Below are 15459 nucleotides of genomic sequence, written 5' to 3'. Positions count from 1 at the left end.
AATACTATATAGGGAAATTTGTATGAATAACAAACAAGTTCTTCGTTCGGCTGCTTGGTTTGGTACAACGGATAAAAATGGCTTTATGTATCGTAGCTGGATGAAGAACCAAGGAATTCCAGATCATGAGTTTCAAGGCAAACCGATTATTGGGATTTGTAATACGTGGTCTGAACTCACACCATGTAATGCCCATTTTCGAAAAATTGCCGAACATGTAAAAAAAGGGATTTTAGAAGCTGGCGGCTACCCTGTTGAGTTTCCTGTGTTTTCAAATGGTGAGTCGAATTTACGTCCTACTGCCATGTTTACACGTAACTTGGCCAGTATGGATGTAGAAGAAGCTATCCGTGGTAATCCTATTGACGGTGTGGTGTTACTAACAGGTTGTGATAAAACTACACCTGCATTATTAATGGGTGCAGCAAGCTGTGATATTCCTGCCATTGTAGTAACTGGTGGGCCAATGCTGAATGGTAAGCACAAAGGTAAAGATATTGGTGCGGGTACAATTGTCTGGCAAATGCATGAAGAACTTAAAGCAGGCAAAATTGATTTAAATGAATTTCTGTCAGCCGAATCTGGTATGTCACGCTCAGCGGGTACATGTAACACCATGGGCACTGCTTCTACCATGGCGTGTATGGCTGAAGCCTTAGGCACTTCTTTACCACACAATGCAGCCATTCCAGCAGTAGATTCTCGTCGTTATGTGCTAGCTCATCTTTCTGGCATGCGTATTGTTGACATGGTTCATGAAGATTTACGTCTTTCTAAAATCTTAACCAAAGAAGCTTTCGAAAATGCCATTAAAGTCAATGCCGCTATTGGTGGTTCAACCAATGCCGTGATTCATTTAAAGGCCATTGCTGGACGTATTGGGGTTGATTTACAACTCGATGACTGGAACCGTGTCGGCCGAGGCATGCCAACGATTGTTGACTTGCAGCCTTCTGGTCGTTTTCTCATGGAAGAGTTCTATTATAGCGGTGGGTTACCAGCCGTGATCCGTCGTATGGGCGAAGCCAATCTCTTACCACATCCACAAGCTTTAACCGTAAATGGTCAAGCCATTTGGGAAAATTGCCAGCAGTCACCTATTTATAACGATGAAGTGATTCGAGAAATAGATAACCCAATTCGCCAAGATGGCGGCATGTGTATTTTACGCGGTAATTTAGCGCCTAAAGGTGCGGTGCTTAAACCTTCTGCTGCAACACCAGAACTGATGAAACATCGCGGTCGTGCAGTCGTATTTGAAAACTTTGATGATTATAAAACCCGCATTAATGATCCAGACCTTGATGTCGATGAAACTTGCATTCTAGTCATGAAAAATGCAGGCCCTAAAGGCTATCCAGGCATGGCAGAAGTTGGCAATATGGGGTTGCCACCAAAGATTTTAGCTAAAGGCATTACCGACATGGTTCGTATTTCCGATGCACGTATGAGCGGTACAGCGTATGGCACGGTAGTGTTACATGTTGCGCCTGAAGCTATGGCTGGCGGGCCTTTAGCTGTAGTTCAAAATGGTGACTTTATCGAACTCGATGCCTATGAAGGAAAACTTCATCTGGAAATGAGTGATGAAGAACTTAAGCAACGTCTTGAGAATTTAGCGCCTCCAGCACCGCCAAGTTTTATTGGCGGCTACCGCAAACTCTATGTAGAACATGTTCTACAAGCAGATGAAGGTTGTGATTTTGATTTCTTGGTCGGTTGTCGAGGCTCAGAAGTTCCACGTCATTCCCATTAATATTTATTCTTGAAAAAGATGATCTTGTTAAAACACAAGGTCATCTATACCATAGGATATTCAACATGTCGTAATAGTGAAATATGAGTAAAGCTGACTATAAAAATCCTATTCCAAGCAAAAGCCAACATGCATTAATTGTTCAACAATTGGGATTAAAAATTGTTTCTGGTGAAATCTCAGAAAATGAAAAGCTCCCGAGTGAAGTTGATTTATGTGAGGAATATAAAGTCAGCCGCCCTGTCTTTCGCGAAGCAATCCGTGTTTTAAACGCTAAAGGCTTAACTTACTCAAGACCAAAAATCGGAACTGTAGTAAGGCCTAAAGAAGAATGGCATTTGCTCGATCCGGATGTATTGTTTTGGTTGATTCAAACCACGCCTGAACACGAGTTTTTTAAAACCCTTTCTACCGTACGACGCGTTTTGGAACCTGAGCTTGCTTATATTGCGGCAAGTACGGCAAACGAAGAAGATATTGAACGCATTAAACATGCCTATGATGGGATGGAAAAAGCGACAACAGTTGAAGAATTTATAGAGCCAGATATTCAATTTCACTTAGCAATTGCTAAAGCAACCCATAATGACTTGCTGGCTTATATGTCGAAAATGCTGGTCTTACCTTTACAACAATCGATTCAAGTCACCAGTCTACGTCCAAATTTACAAGGCCATTCACTACCTAGACATAAAGCAATTTTAACCGCAATTGAAAATAAAGATCCGCTTTCTGCTCGCCATGCTTCACTCGTTCAGTTAGACGACACCAAAATGGCTTACGATTTAATTAAAAAATAATTTTTATATATTCATTACTTAAAGCCTGATAATTCAAAATAAAACCATCAGGCTTTTTTATTTATACATTAGAACACTTTTTTAACTGCGACAGTAAAAGTCGAATCAATCGGGTTTGAAATGGGTGCATCGGGTTCACCATTACTATACTTCTTATAGAACCCATCTTTATCCCAAGCTTTGGTATAGGCTAAACCAGTAGTCCAGCCATCACCTAAATCTTTAATTAGCTCGACTTTTATATCCTGAAAATTAGCTTCCGAGAAATTTTTAATTTTTTCATAGCCATAATGAGCACCAAAAGTCCAAGTCTCATTGATAGGCTGAGTAAAAGTTAGATCTAAATAAGTTGTTCCCCGTGAACGTTTACCCTCAGGGCCGCCCATCGTATCGGAGTTATAGCCTGCATAATCTGGGGTATAGGTAATATAATATTTAAGAGTCAAAGGTCCATAACCAATTTGAGGCACGATTTCGCCATAGTTATAACTGGTACTCCCCGTTTCAGGCGTGCTTTCAGCTCCCGGATAGTAGTAATAAAAAACCGTCATTCCGGCCGAAAACTTATCGAAAGTTTTGATATAACCTGTATAAAAATCCCACTCAACTGAAGCATCTCTAAGATAGTTAGAACTTACATTCGATGCCCAAGTTCCCACAAATAATCCATTTGGATTAGTATAATCGAAACCTATTTGTAATGCCGGCTTGCCCCAAGTTTGTTGAAAACCACGTGATATATATTGACTTGCGAAGGTGACATTAGCACTGTATGGAGAAATTTTTTCTTGTTCATTTAATTGTTCAGCATGTACAACACAGGTAGACATAATGAGAGAAGCTATCCCTAAAATTTTTCTCATTCAATAATTCCTTTTAAATATTACCTATAATCTTAAAGTTTTAAAATAACATGATAATTCAATTTAAAACGTATTAAAAAGTTATAAATTTAAATTTCTAGACACTTCTTCTTGGGTGTAGATCTCTTCAATGCAGTCTAAGATTTTAGGAATATAAGAACTTTGGTCCATGTTGCGCATGGATAGAGAAATAGGACTATAAGCTTCTAAGTCCAAGATATTTAAATAAGTTAAATTCTTCATTCCAATGTCACAGGCGCTTTCAGGAATAATACAAATACCCTCTCCAGATGCCACTAAGCCAAGTGCCATATGAATTTCGCGGACTTCAGTCAGTTTGGCAGGAACAAGACCTAATTTGGTAAATAAAGCTTGAATAGTGGTCGAAAAATTCGGCTTAGGTGTGGTTGGATAAGAAAAAATTGTCTCATTAATAATTTGAGATAAATAAATTCCTGACTCTTGCAACTCACTTAAAGGATGTTTTTTATGAATCGCCAGTTTTAATTTTTCTTTTCGAAGTAAAAGTCTCTTAATGGCAGGATCACTAATTGGCAATCGGCCAAAACCTAAATCAATTTTTCCTAACTTTAAAGCCTCGACCTGATCTCGTGTACCACATTCAATAAGCTCGACATGAATATCAGGGTTTTTTTGTCTAAATAGATAAATGACCTGCGGTAATCGCCCATAAAGAAGCGAACTCACATAACCTACTTTAACGACGTTCTCGACTAACTTCATTTTTTTAGCCATCGAAGCAGCTTGAGCCGTATGCGTTAAAATCTGAACAGCATGTTGGTAAAAAAACAGCCCTGCCTCTGTCACTTTTAATGGACGTGAGCCTTTCACAAACAAATCAATACCTAATTCTTCTTCTAGTTTTTTGATTTGACGCGTGAGTGGTGGCTGGGCAATAAAAAGCTTCTCAGCCGCTTTTGTCAGACTTTGTTCTTCCACAACGGTAACAAAATAACGTAGATGTCTTAATTCCATTAATATACCTTTTTAGTATCTTAAAATACCGTTCTATATCTATTTTAGGCTATTACATTCTTCTATGGTATGTAAACAAGTTTGAAATAGTTGAAACTTCATGTATAGAACCATAGAAACCATACTTGTGGATATTCCAACTATCCGTCCTCACCAGCTGTCTGTAACAACAATGCGTATTCAGACTTTGGTGCTCGTTAAAATTACGACCACGGATGGTATTGTCGGTTGGGGTGAAGCGACCACCATTGGTGGACTGAACTATGGTGAAGAAAGTCCTGAAAGTGTCAAAGCCAATATTGATACTTACTTTGCACCATTACTCGCATCAGTTAAAGATTTAAATGTGGCTCAAACACTAAAATTGATTCGTAAGAATATTAATGGTAACCGTTTCGCGAAATGTGCCATTCAGACCGCCCTACTTGATATTCAGGCAAAACGTTTAGGCGTGCCATTAAGTGAAGTTTTAGGTGGCCGTCTGCGTAATAGTTTACCTGTACTTTGGACGCTCGCGTCTGGTGACACAGAAAAAGATATTGCTGAAGCTCGAAAAATGATTGAGTTGAAACGTCATAACACGTTCAAACTCAAAATCGGTGCACGACCTTTGCAACACGATGTTGATCATGTGATTGCAATTAAAAAAGCATTAGGTGCAGATATTAGTGTACGTGTTGACGTAAATCGTGCATGGTCAGAGCTGGAATGTATTCAAGGTATTCAACAACTGCAAGATGGCGGAATTGATTTAATTGAACAGCCTTGTGCTATTCAAAATACTGAAGCGCTTGCTCGTTTAACACGCCGTTTTGATGTCGCAATTATGGCTGATGAAGCTTTAACTGGCCCTGACAGCGCATATCGTATTGCAAAAAGTCATGGTGCGGATGTATTTGCGGTGAAGATAGAACAATCAGGTGGTCTGATCGAAGCATGTGAAGTTGCCAAGATTGCAGGTTTAGCTGGCATTGATCTTTATGGTGGCACCATGCTTGAAGGCCCTGTAGGTAGCATGGCTTCTGCTCATGCGTTTGCAACCTTTGAAACACTAGCGTTTGGTACTGAATTATTTGGTCCATTATTACTTACCGAAGAAATTCTTAAAGAACCACTACGCTACGAAAACTTTGAATTGCACTTGCCAACAGCTCCAGGCTTAGGCATTGAAATTGATGAAGATAAAGTTGAAAAGTTACGTCGTTAAGGCAACAGGATAAGGAGTTTCCCATGTTATTTCATGTACGTATGGATGTGCATATTCCACTTGATATGCCAGCCGACAAAGCGAATGAAATTAAGGCCGTTGAAAAGGCTTATTCGCAAGATTTACAACGCCAAGGTAAATGGCGTCACATCTGGCGAGTTACAGGCCAGTACTCAAACATCAGTATTTTTGATGTTGAGAGCAATGAAGAATTGCACAACATTTTACAAGGATTACCTCTCTATCCTTACATGAACATCGAAGTGATGGCACTTAATCGCCACCCTTCTTCTGTCCGGGATGATGATTCGTAATTTAAGAAAATAGTTTGAGTGTGTGGTCTGAAACACACTTAAAAACTAAATACATTGATTCAAAAGGTAACAAGGAACGTGGCAGTCATTATTCGCTAGCAAAACAAAATGTCAGCACCGCTGCCACCCAAAACCGTATTGCATACTTAAGGAGTTTTAGTATGAACCGTCAACAAATTGATGCGCTTGTAAAACAAATGAATATCGACACAGCTAAAGGCGAAGTCGATGCACGTGTTCAGCAAATTGTAGTGCGCCTTCTCGGGGATTTATTTCAAGCCATCGAAGACTTAGACATCCAACCTTCAGAAGTATGGAAAGGTCTGGAATATTTCACAGACGCAGGCCAAGCAAACGAACTTGGGCTTTTAGCAGCTGGCTTAGGTCTTGAGCACTATCTTGATTTACGTGCAGATGAAGCTGATGCAAAAGCTGGTGTTACTGGTGGCACACCACGTACCATTGAAGGCCCGCTTTATGTAGCTGGCGCGCCTGAAACCGTTGGTTTTGCTCGTATGGATGATGGCACTGAATCTGGCAAAATCGATACCTTAATTATTGAAGGTACTGTGACTGATACTGATGGCAATATCATTGAAAATGCTAAAGTTGAAGTATGGCATGCCAACAGTTTGGGTAACTACTCATTCTTTGATAAGTCACAATCTGACTTCAACTTACGCCGTAGTATTTTGACTGATGCTGATGGTAAATATGTTGCATTAACGACGATGCCTGTTGGTTATGGTTGCCCGCCAGAAGGTACAACACAGGCCCTTCTTAACAAATTAGGCCGTCATGGTAATCGCCCATCTCACGTTCACTACTTCGTTTCCGCACCGGGTTATCGCAAGCTTACAACTCAATTCAACATTGAGGGTGATGAGTACTTATGGGACGACTTTGCTTTCGCAACCCGTGATGGCTTAGTGGCAACAGCAGTTGATGTAACTGACCCAGCTGAAATCCAACGCCGTGGTTTAGATCACGCTTTCAAACACATCACATTTAACATCGAACTTGTTAAAGATGCTGCTGCCGCTCCTTCAACTGAAGTTGAACGTCGTCGCGCTAGCGCTTAATTGAAAGTATATGTGAGTTGAAAGTTCGCTTTTGACTCACAAAATTTATTCCATTTATTACTACCATTAAGAATTTAAATAAATTTTTAGCGGTAGTAATACATCACGTTACCTCATGCTCTAAGGTTTCTCACATGATTGACAAAAGTAAGTCCTCACTAAGCGAGGCACTATCGCAGATTAAAGATGGTGCAACCATTCTGATTGGTGGTTTTGGTACCGCAGGACAACCCGCTGAACTCATTGACGGACTAATTGAACTGGGTATTAAAGATTTAACAATTGTCAGCAACAATGCCGGTAATGGCGATTATGGCTTGGCTAAACTACTTAAAGCCGGCTCAGTTAAAAAAGTGATTTGTTCTTTCCCGCGTCAGTCAGACTCTTATGTGTTTGATGAACTTTACCGTGCCGGAAAAGTCGAGCTTGAAGTAGTTCCGCAAGGTAATCTGGCTTGTCGTATTCAGGCAGCAGGTATGGGACTAGGTGCTGTGTTTACCCCAACAGGTTTTGGAACACTTTTAGCTGAAGGCAAAGAAACCCGTGAGATTGATGGGAAAGATTACGTACTTGAATATCCGATCAAGGCTGACTTTGCCTTAATTAAGGCTTACAAGGGCGACCGCTGGGGCAATCTGGTTTACCGTAAATCTGCACGTAACTTTGGCCCGATTATGGCCATGGCTGCGGATGTCACGATTGTTCAGGTGTCTGAAGTGGTTGAACTCGGTGGCTTAGATCCAGAACATATCATCACCCCAGGTATTTTTGTACAGCACGTTGTACAAGTAGCGCCAGCACAGTAAGCAATAAGGAGAAATAACATGAGCTACCAGAAACTCAGCCGTGACCAGATTGCAAAACGTGTGGCACAAGATATTCCAGATGGTGCCTATGTGAACTTGGGTATTGGTTTACCAACCAAGATTGCAAGCTACTTACCTAACGACAAAGATATTTTCCTTCATTCTGAAAATGGCCTGTTAGCTTTTGGCCCACCGCCAGCGGCAGGTGAAGAAGACCCGGAACTGATTAATGCAGGTAAAGAATTTGTGACCATGCTTGAGGGTGGCAGCTTTTTCCACCATGGCGACTCCTTTGCGATGATGCGTGGTGGTCACCTTGATATTGCTGTACTGGGCGCATTTCAGGTTGCTGCGAATGGTGACTTGGCGAACTGGCACACCGGTGCACCGGATGCAATTCCTGCGGTAGGTGGTGCAATGGATTTAGCTGTAGGCGCTAAAAAAGTATTTATCACTACAGACCATGTGACCAAGCAAGGTGAACCGAAGATTGTGGCTGAGCTGACTTACCCAGTAACGGGTAAACACTGTGTTGATCGTATTTACACAGACCTGTGTGTGATTGACGTGACTAAAGATGGTTTAAAGGTGATTGAGAAAGTTGAAGGTCTTAGCTTTGATGAGTTACAGGCTTTAACGGGTGCAACTTTGATTGATGCGACTCAAGGGTAAGGTTTATACGGCAAAGAATTACTGCAACATTCACTATGGTGACAGGCGACATGGATGTCGCCCGTTGGACAGGGAGGCAAGGAAGCCTCCTCTGTTCAACAAAGGTTTTTGTTACTTTTGACCTTTCAAAAGTAAGGTATCGCTTATGCAACAGACCTACGGATATCACAGTAGATTACAGCCGTGATGTTATCCGTTGATATGAAAATTTATAAATCATCAAACGGGGTCTTATCTGTTTAAGCCAGATGCCACCAGCTAATTCGTGTCACTTTTTAAAAAAAGTAACCAAAAACCTTTGTTACTCAGACACAACCTCCCTGTTGTGCTGAGCAACACGGCGACATCCATGTCGCCACCACGAAATACTTACGGAGAATGGCTAAAAAGGCCTGAAGTAAAGGACAAAAGTTAGAATGAAAAACGCTTATATCATCGATGCCATCCGTACTCCATTCGGCCGTTATGCCGGTGGTCTTGCTCCTGTCCGTGCCGATGACCTTGGCGCTGTACCGATTAAAGCTTTAATCCAGCGTAACCCGAATGTAGATTGGGAACAGGTCGATGATGTGATCTATGGCTGTGCTAACCAAGCCGGTGAAGACAACCGTAACGTGGGCCGTATGTCAGCACTGCTTGCAGGTTTACCGTATCAAGTACCAGCAACCACCATTAACCGTTTGTGTGGTTCTTCACTCGATGCAATTGCCATTGCTGCCCGTGCCATTAAAGCCGGTGAAGCAAACTTGGTGATTGCAGGTGGTGTAGAAAGCATGAGCCGCGCACCCTATGTGATGGGTAAGTCCGACAGTGCTTTTGGCCGTAGCCAGAAGATTGAAGATACCACCATGGGTTGGCGTTTCATTAATCCTAAACTTAAAGAATTGTATGGTGTAGACACCATGCCCCAGACTGCCGAAAACGTCGCTCAACAGTTCAACGTGAATCGTGCAGATCAGGACCAGTTTGCCTTGGTGAGCCAACAACGCACCGCAAGCGCGCAAGCCAAAGGCTTTTTTTCTAAAGAAATCGTGGCAGTTGAAATTCCTCAGCGTAAGGGTGATGCTGTTGTGATTGATACTGATGAACATCCTCGTGCATCGACCACACTTGAAGCTTTAAGCAAACTTAAACCTGTGGTCAAAGCAGACGGCACCGTCACTGCGGGGAATGCTTCGGGCATTAACGATGGTGCTGCGGCTCTGCTGATTGCTTCTGATGAGGCAGTTCAAGCTTACAATTTAAAACCGCGTGCCAAGATCGTTGCTTCAACAGCAGTAGGTGTAGAACCACGCATTATGGGTTTTGCTCCGGCACCAGCCATTAAAAAATTACTTAAACAAGCCAACCTGACTTTAGAGCAGATGGATGTGATTGAGCTGAATGAAGCCTTTGCTGCACAGGCTTTGGCAGTTACTCGTGATTTAGGCTTGCCAGACGATAGCAACAAGGTAAATCCAAATGGTGGTGCGATTGCCTTAGGCCATCCTCTCGGTGCATCAGGTGCACGCCTTGTGACCACAGCCTTAAACCAACTTGAACAGACAGGTGGTCGTTATGCCTTGTGTTCAATGTGTATTGGTGTAGGTCAAGGCATCGCTTTGATTATTGAACGTGTCGAAGCACTTTAAGGAGAAACAAATGCCATCTTTTCAATCTGCCGATGCACAAATTAACTATCAAACCTTTGGCGAGCCATCTTCCCCTGCTCTGGTGTTTTCCAACTCTTTGGGCACCAATTATGGCATGTGGCAAAAACAGTTTAATGAATTAAAAGATCAATTTTTTGTGATCTGTTATGACACACGTGGTCACGGTTCATCATCTACACCTGACGGCCCATACACTGTAGAGCAATTAGGTGAAGATGTTGTCCGTTTACTTGATCATCTAAATATTACTAAAGCTGCTTTTTGTGGTATTTCAATGGGCGGTTTAACTGGGCAATGGCTTGCAATTCACTACCCTGACCGCTTTAGTCATGTCATTGTGGCAAATACTGCCGCTAAAATTGGGCAAGAACAGGCATGGCTTGATCGTGCAAAATTAGTGCGTGAGCAAGGTTTACAACCGATCGCAGCTACAGCAGCTTCGCGATGGTTTACAGATCCCTTTATCCAAAGTCATCCTTCAATTGTCAACAACCTGTGTAACGACTTAAGTGCTGGCAGCGCAATGGGCTATGCCAATTGTTGTGAGGCTTTGGCTAAAGCGGATGTCCGTGAGCAATTAAAAGATATCAAAGTTCCAGTATTAGTAATTGCTGGAACTCAAGACCCTGTAACAACCGTTGCAGATGGACAATTTATGCAGCAACGTATTCCACAAGCAAAACTTGCAGAAATAGATGCCTCTCATATTTCAAATGTAGAGCAACCAGAGGCTTTTAATAAAATCTTAAAAGATTTTTTATTAGGTTAATTTAATGATTCAAAAAAAATGGCCTATAGGGGCCATTTTTTATATCTGCATTTAGTTTTTAAAATTAATATCGAATCATGACTGATTTTAATTCGGTGTAATCTTCAATAAATGCATCTGAAAACTCTCTACCAATTCCTGAAGCTTTTACTCCGCCAAATGGAACTGAGGGATCTAAGAACGTATGCATATTGACCCACAAGGTGCCTGCTTCAATTTTAGGAATTAAACGTAACGCTTTAGACAAATCATTTGTCCAGATACTTGCGGTTAAACCAAAGCGCGACTGATTCATCAACTTAATAAGCTCTTCGTCAGTTTCGAATGGCATTACCCCGACCACTGGGCCAAAGGTTTCTTCTGAAAATAAAGGATCATCGGTATTTTTAAAGGAAATTAAAGTCGGCTGTACAAAATAACCAGTCTGATCTAGAGCCGCACCACCAGCAATAATCTGGTTGTTGGCTTTTGCCATATCTAAATAATGTTTTACTTTATGAAAATGTGGTTGGTTAGAAAGTGGACCAAACATACTTCCCTCATCCATGGCCGACCCAATTTTGAAACCAGAGAGTGCTTTAGAGAGTTTTTCCACCAATTCATCGTATTTTGTACGGTGTACAAAAAACCGCTCTGGGGATGCACAAACTTGGCCTTGATGCACAAAAGTTGCTTGCAACAAAGTCGGTAAAATCTCATCGACATTTGCATCAGCCAAAACAGCTATAGCATTTTTACCGCCCAACTCTAGACTTACACGGGTTAAATCGCTGCTCATCGCAAGTTTACCAATCGCAATACCTGTGGGCACTGAACCTGTAAAAGAGACTTTCTTAACCAGCGGCGACTCAATTAAATATTGTCCTGTCTCCCCCTTACCCGTAACCACATTAATTACACCCGCTGGAATACCTGCCTCAATAGCAAGTTCAGCTAAGCGTAATAAAGATAAGCTGGCAAACTCACTTGGTTTAAGCACAATAGTACAGCCAGTTGTTAAAGCTGAACCAATTTTCCAAACACCAATCATGAGTGAAAAATTCCAAGGCACAATCCCTGCAACCACACCAATCGGTTGTCTTAAAGTAAAAGCCGTATATTTTTCACCTTGCATTGATGGAATTGATGGTTGCATGGTTTGACCATTAATTTTGGTTGCCCAACCAGCAAAATATCTTAAGAAAATAACAGATTGAGCGACTTCCAGATGGCGGGAAATATTAATGAGTTTTCCAGTAGACAACGACTCGAGTTGTGCAAGTTCCTCACCATATTGCTCAATTAAATCTGCAAGCTTGTTCAATTTAACGCCACGTTCATAAGGCGTAGTTTCAGCCCAAGCATTTTGGAAAGCATGTTCAGCACTTTTCACCGCACTTTCGACGTCTTGTTGGCTACCAATGCTAATTTGAGCAACGACTTGTTCAGTCGATGGATTTACAATATCCACTTTATCTAAAAGCTCGGCAGCAACTAACTTTCCATCAATAAAATGTCCATGTTGACGCGCCATAAATTGCTGTACGCTTTCTAAAATCTGAACTTCACTCATTTTCTTTTCCTCTTTTCATTTCTAAATATTGATATGACAGCAACTAAGCGACTTGATTCAAAATAAAGTCGGCACCGCGTTCACCAATCATGATGGCAATTGCATTGGTATTACCGCTTGGAACTTGTGGGCAAATAGAACAATCCACCACGCGTAAGTTTTTAAAACCATGTACTTTAAGGGCCTGATCTGTGACCGAATCTTGCGGGGCATTACCCATTTTGCAGCTACCAGCGGGGTGATAGACCGTTTTAATGTTCTGGCGCATCCATTTATCAATCGCTTCAATATCATCAGGATCGATATTTGCAGGCTCAATCACTTCTTTGACAATCGCTTTCAATGCTGGTTGTTGTAATAGGCGAAGTCCTGCCTGTACGGCACGGATATTTGCGTCAATATCTTCTTGATGACCTAGATAATTAGGGTCAATGACAGGCAAATCTTTTGGATCTTTACTGCTTAAACGTAAAGTCCCACGTGCTTTTGGCTGTACATGTCCGACTTTAATGGTAAGGCCATGTGCCTGAGCCACTGCTTTTTCACCTGGGGTATTATCGAAATTATCCAGCACAGGTAAAAAATGAAATTGGACATCAGGTCGACCATTGTTATTGGTGTCAATAAAACCACCACCTTCTAGAATATTGGTGGTTAACAATCCTGAACGCGTAAAACACCATTGTAAAAAATGTCGTACTGCGGCTAAACCTTGGTCTTCACCGAGCAGACTATTATTGGTTGTTACTGTCGCATTAACCGACATATGCAAATGATCGTGAAAATTGTCACCTACAGGTAAGTCACGAATGCATTCTATTCCGAGTTCATCTAAATGCTGTTTTGGACCAATTCCCGAAAGTAATAAAACCTTAGGACTACCAATTGCACCAGCACTCAGAATGACTTCTTTTTGAGCCTGTACCGTAATCGGTGATTTTCCCCCAACACTATAAGTAACCCCAGTAACCTGATCACCTTGAGTTTCAATTTTATGTACCAAGGCATCTGTAATGACCGTAAGATCTGGGTGGTTTTCGACTGACTTTAAATAAGTTTTTGAGGTACTCGCCCGAGAACCGTTTTGAGTAGTAGTTTGATAAAATCCTACACCCGCCTGATCCCAACCATTAATGTCATTGACATAATTCATCCCCATTTGTTGACCTGCTTTAATACAAGCAAGCGTTAAAGGATGGCGATAGCGGTTTTCACTGACAGGTAAAATGCCATCTTGTCCATGATATTCATCAGCAAGACTTTCATTTTTTTCTGCTTTCTTAAAAAAAGGCAGTACATGTTGATAAGACCACTGATTGCATCCCCACTCTGAGGCCCATAAATCATAATCCTGACGTTGGCCTCGGCAATAGATCATTCCATTGACCGAGCTTCCACCTCCCAACACTTTTCCTTGTGCAAGGATCATTTCACGATGATTACAATATTTCTGCGGAACAGTCATGTATTGCCATGATTTTTGCTGGAATACTTTAACTACTGTTGCAGGTATAGTATGAAACATACTGCTATCTCGGCTTCCAGCCTCTAGAACAAGAACACGCCCTGCCTTGGCTTCTAATAGTCGTGCTGCGACCACACAGCCTGCTGAGCCAGCACCAATCACGATATAGTCATATTGTTGATTCATCTAATTTCATCCTAATTTTATTTCTATGAATGTACCGCCAATAAACACGATCTCCTTCGCTCTAATTTAATAGATGTATTGCAGAATCAACTGCGCATATACATTGGTCTTGTCATCGTAGTTTTGAGTACCACCACTATGGATATCGTGTTTTGGTTTATAGAGTCCCACTAAAGGAATAACATTGAATTTTTTATTAACCGACCAGACTGAAAATACATCCAGCTCATGTCCATCCACATTGGTTAAAGACTTATTTACTGTTTTGAACTTATAGGCCAAAGCACCCAACATAAAATTTTCTTTCAAGTTCATCATGTAAGAAACTTGATGAATATCTGCATTTTTATTGAATGGACCAGCATAGTTTCCGGCAACTTCGCCCTGAAACCATGTACCAAAGCCGACTGTATTTCCATAAAACATAGGGTCGTATTGGTCTGAAAAATGACTAAAACGGTAGCCTAATGAGGGCGTATATTTTGAAGATAAAAAGTTATAGTTCAGCGCTAAGTAGCCAGCATTTTCGTGGCTATCTTTTTTATCTTGAACTATAAACTCAGTTTTAACTTGTAACTCTGGCAAAGGTTGATAATTCAAGCGTAAAGCATAATTCTTAAGATCTTCGCGCCCTGAAACTTGCTCAGCATCTTTAAGATCTAATACGTTTAAATAGGTAAACCCAACGCCCTTATCTTTAAGCTGATACATCAGATCAGTCACAAAGAGTTCAGGTGAAAATTGTGCTTTATTGTCGGACTTTAAATAAGCCAGCTTTAGCGTTGTATTCTCTTGCGGTTTGTATTGAAGCAAACTTGTAAAATCAAAGCTTCGACGAGCTGCCAAATAATATGCTCCGCCCCGATCTAGTGTGCCGTCCGCAGGCGCTTTACCGAGGTTTAACGCATCCCCCGCAATAAAGAACCCATCACCAATCATGATATTTTGTCGACCGATACTTAAATCGTAGGTCGTTAACTCATCTTTATTGGTGCCGTCTTTAAAACCAATGATCCATTCATTCACATCTGTTTTACGTTCTTTGCCATTACTATTTTGGCCGGCGTCACCATCACCAAATGTTGCCGAGCTAATACCACTTAGGCTTGCATAGAGCTGATTGTTTTTAAAGGTGTAATTTCCCTTCGCACCATATTTAAGATGACCTTCTTGCCAATTGACTCTTTCATCATCTAGGTTTTCGCCGTTATAGCTTTTACCACTACTAAAAGCCCCAAAAGTTGCTTCAAAAGTCGGTTTAATTTCAATTTCACCAGCATGCACAGTTGAAAAAAATGAGACAAAGAGAGTCCCTCTCACAACCTGAGAAAATAAATTT

Annotated in this window: 14 protein-coding genes; 9 read left to right on the top strand and 5 right to left on the bottom strand. The window is 41.3% G+C overall.

The genetic code is table 11. The features are described 5' to 3' along the window. The first annotated feature begins 22 nt into the window (after positions 1-22). Both F968_RS08240 and F968_RS08235 read left to right on the top strand, forming a co-directional pair. Entirely contained in the window at positions 23-1756 is a 1734-nt protein-coding gene (locus F968_RS08240) for an IlvD/Edd family dehydratase (RefSeq protein ID WP_004792088.1), read from the top strand. 83 nt (positions 1757-1839) lie between these two features. Beyond that, positions 1840-2556 (top strand): FadR/GntR family transcriptional regulator, encoded by a 717-nt coding sequence (locus F968_RS08235; protein ID WP_002113901.1) that lies wholly within the window; start codon positions 1840-1842, stop codon positions 2554-2556. Between the two features lie 68 nt (positions 2557-2624). Here F968_RS08235 and F968_RS08230 read toward each other — a convergent pair whose 3' ends face one another. Together F968_RS08230 and F968_RS08225 are read right to left on the bottom strand one after the other, a co-directional pair. Further along, complete coding sequence (locus tag F968_RS08230; protein ID WP_004792086.1) at positions 2625-3419, bottom strand: TorF family putative porin; 795 nt, start codon at positions 3417-3419, stop codon at positions 2625-2627. A gap of 81 nt (positions 3420-3500) precedes the next feature. Further along, entirely contained in the window at positions 3501-4415 is a 915-nt protein-coding gene (locus F968_RS08225) for a LysR family transcriptional regulator (protein WP_004792084.1), read from the bottom strand. Positions 4416-4515: 100 nt separating this feature from the next. Here F968_RS08225 and F968_RS08220 point away from each other — a divergent pair, with 100 nt between their 5' ends. The 7 genes from F968_RS08220 to pcaD all read left to right on the top strand — a co-directional run bounded on the left by F968_RS08220 (position 4516) and on the right by pcaD (position 10917). Further along, positions 4516-5622 (top strand): muconate/chloromuconate family cycloisomerase, encoded by a 1107-nt coding sequence (locus tag F968_RS08220; protein ID WP_004792082.1) that lies wholly within the window; start codon positions 4516-4518, stop codon positions 5620-5622. Positions 5623-5645: 23 nt separating this feature from the next. Then, the gene (gene catC / locus F968_RS08215) at positions 5646-5936 is read left to right on the top strand and encodes a muconolactone Delta-isomerase (protein WP_003651954.1); all 291 of its coding nucleotides are present in this window, start codon (positions 5646-5648) and stop codon (positions 5934-5936) included. A gap of 161 nt (positions 5937-6097) precedes the next feature. Continuing rightward, on the top strand, positions 6098-7018 hold the full coding sequence (catA, locus tag F968_RS08210) for a catechol 1,2-dioxygenase (RefSeq protein ID WP_004792080.1): 921 nt from the start codon (positions 6098-6100) through the stop codon (positions 7016-7018). 134 nt (positions 7019-7152) lie between these two features. Next, positions 7153-7824 carry a 3-oxoacid CoA-transferase subunit A gene (locus F968_RS08205; protein ID WP_004792078.1) on the top strand — a complete coding sequence of 224 codons (672 nt, stop codon included), beginning with the start codon at positions 7153-7155 and terminating at the stop codon, positions 7822-7824. An 18-nt stretch (positions 7825-7842) separates the two neighbouring features. After that, complete coding sequence (locus F968_RS08200; RefSeq protein WP_004792076.1) at positions 7843-8496, top strand: 3-oxoacid CoA-transferase subunit B; 654 nt, start codon at positions 7843-7845, stop codon at positions 8494-8496. A gap of 416 nt (positions 8497-8912) precedes the next feature. Continuing rightward, on the top strand, positions 8913-10127 hold the full coding sequence (gene pcaF, locus F968_RS08195; protein ID WP_004792074.1) for a 3-oxoadipyl-CoA thiolase: 1215 nt from the start codon (positions 8913-8915) through the stop codon (positions 10125-10127). A 10-nt stretch (positions 10128-10137) separates the two neighbouring features. Beyond that, positions 10138-10917 (top strand): 3-oxoadipate enol-lactonase, encoded by a 780-nt coding sequence (gene pcaD, locus F968_RS08190; protein WP_004792072.1) that lies wholly within the window; start codon positions 10138-10140, stop codon positions 10915-10917. A gap of 64 nt (positions 10918-10981) precedes the next feature. On the opposite strand, the gene F968_RS08185 is transcribed toward pcaD, so the two are convergent. The 3 genes from F968_RS08185 to F968_RS08175 form a co-directional block, all read right to left on the bottom strand. Continuing rightward, complete coding sequence (locus F968_RS08185) at positions 10982-12469, bottom strand: NAD-dependent phenylacetaldehyde dehydrogenase (RefSeq protein WP_004792071.1); 1488 nt, start codon at positions 12467-12469, stop codon at positions 10982-10984. Between the two features lie 43 nt (positions 12470-12512). Continuing rightward, a complete protein-coding gene (locus tag F968_RS08180; RefSeq protein ID WP_004792069.1) occupies positions 12513-14120 on the bottom strand; it encodes a GMC family oxidoreductase in 1608 nt (535 codons plus the stop codon). 66 nt (positions 14121-14186) lie between these two features. Continuing rightward, entirely contained in the window at positions 14187-15404 is a 1218-nt protein-coding gene (locus F968_RS08175) for a hypothetical protein (protein ID WP_081399634.1), read from the bottom strand. Positions 15405-15459: the final 55 nt, after the last annotated feature.

Source organism: Acinetobacter sp. NIPH 817 (assembly GCF_000368405.1).
GTDB lineage: Bacteria > Pseudomonadota > Gammaproteobacteria > Pseudomonadales > Moraxellaceae > Acinetobacter.
Note: the sequence above shows the minus strand (reverse complement) of the source record. Positions and strands in the feature narration are given on the sequence as shown.

Excerpts from the sequence above, each read along its gene's own strand:
- F968_RS08235 (WP_002113901.1), top strand. The coding sequence starts at position 1,840 with ATGAGTAAAGCTGACTATAAAAATCCTATTCCAAGCAAAAGCCAACAT.
- F968_RS08180 (WP_004792069.1), bottom strand. The coding sequence starts at position 14,120 with ATGAATCAACAATATGACTATATCGTGATTGGTGCTGGCTCAGCAGGC.
- F968_RS08230 (WP_004792086.1), bottom strand. The coding sequence starts at position 3,419 with ATGAGAAAAATTTTAGGGATAGCTTCTCTCATTATGTCTACCTGTGTT.
- pcaD (WP_004792072.1), top strand. The coding sequence starts at position 10,138 with ATGCCATCTTTTCAATCTGCCGATGCACAAATTAACTATCAAACCTTT.
- F968_RS08240 (WP_004792088.1), top strand. The coding sequence starts at position 23 with ATGAATAACAAACAAGTTCTTCGTTCGGCTGCTTGGTTTGGTACAACG.
- F968_RS08200 (WP_004792076.1), top strand. The coding sequence starts at position 7,843 with ATGAGCTACCAGAAACTCAGCCGTGACCAGATTGCAAAACGTGTGGCA.
- F968_RS08205 (WP_004792078.1), top strand. The coding sequence starts at position 7,153 with ATGATTGACAAAAGTAAGTCCTCACTAAGCGAGGCACTATCGCAGATT.
- pcaF (WP_004792074.1), top strand. The coding sequence starts at position 8,913 with ATGAAAAACGCTTATATCATCGATGCCATCCGTACTCCATTCGGCCGT.
- F968_RS08225 (WP_004792084.1), bottom strand. The coding sequence starts at position 4,415 with ATGGAATTAAGACATCTACGTTATTTTGTTACCGTTGTGGAAGAACAA.
- catA (WP_004792080.1), top strand. The coding sequence starts at position 6,098 with ATGAACCGTCAACAAATTGATGCGCTTGTAAAACAAATGAATATCGAC.
- F968_RS08185 (WP_004792071.1), bottom strand. The coding sequence starts at position 12,469 with ATGAGTGAAGTTCAGATTTTAGAAAGCGTACAGCAATTTATGGCGCGT.
- catC (WP_003651954.1), top strand. The coding sequence starts at position 5,646 with ATGTTATTTCATGTACGTATGGATGTGCATATTCCACTTGATATGCCA.
- F968_RS08220 (WP_004792082.1), top strand. The coding sequence starts at position 4,516 with ATGTATAGAACCATAGAAACCATACTTGTGGATATTCCAACTATCCGT.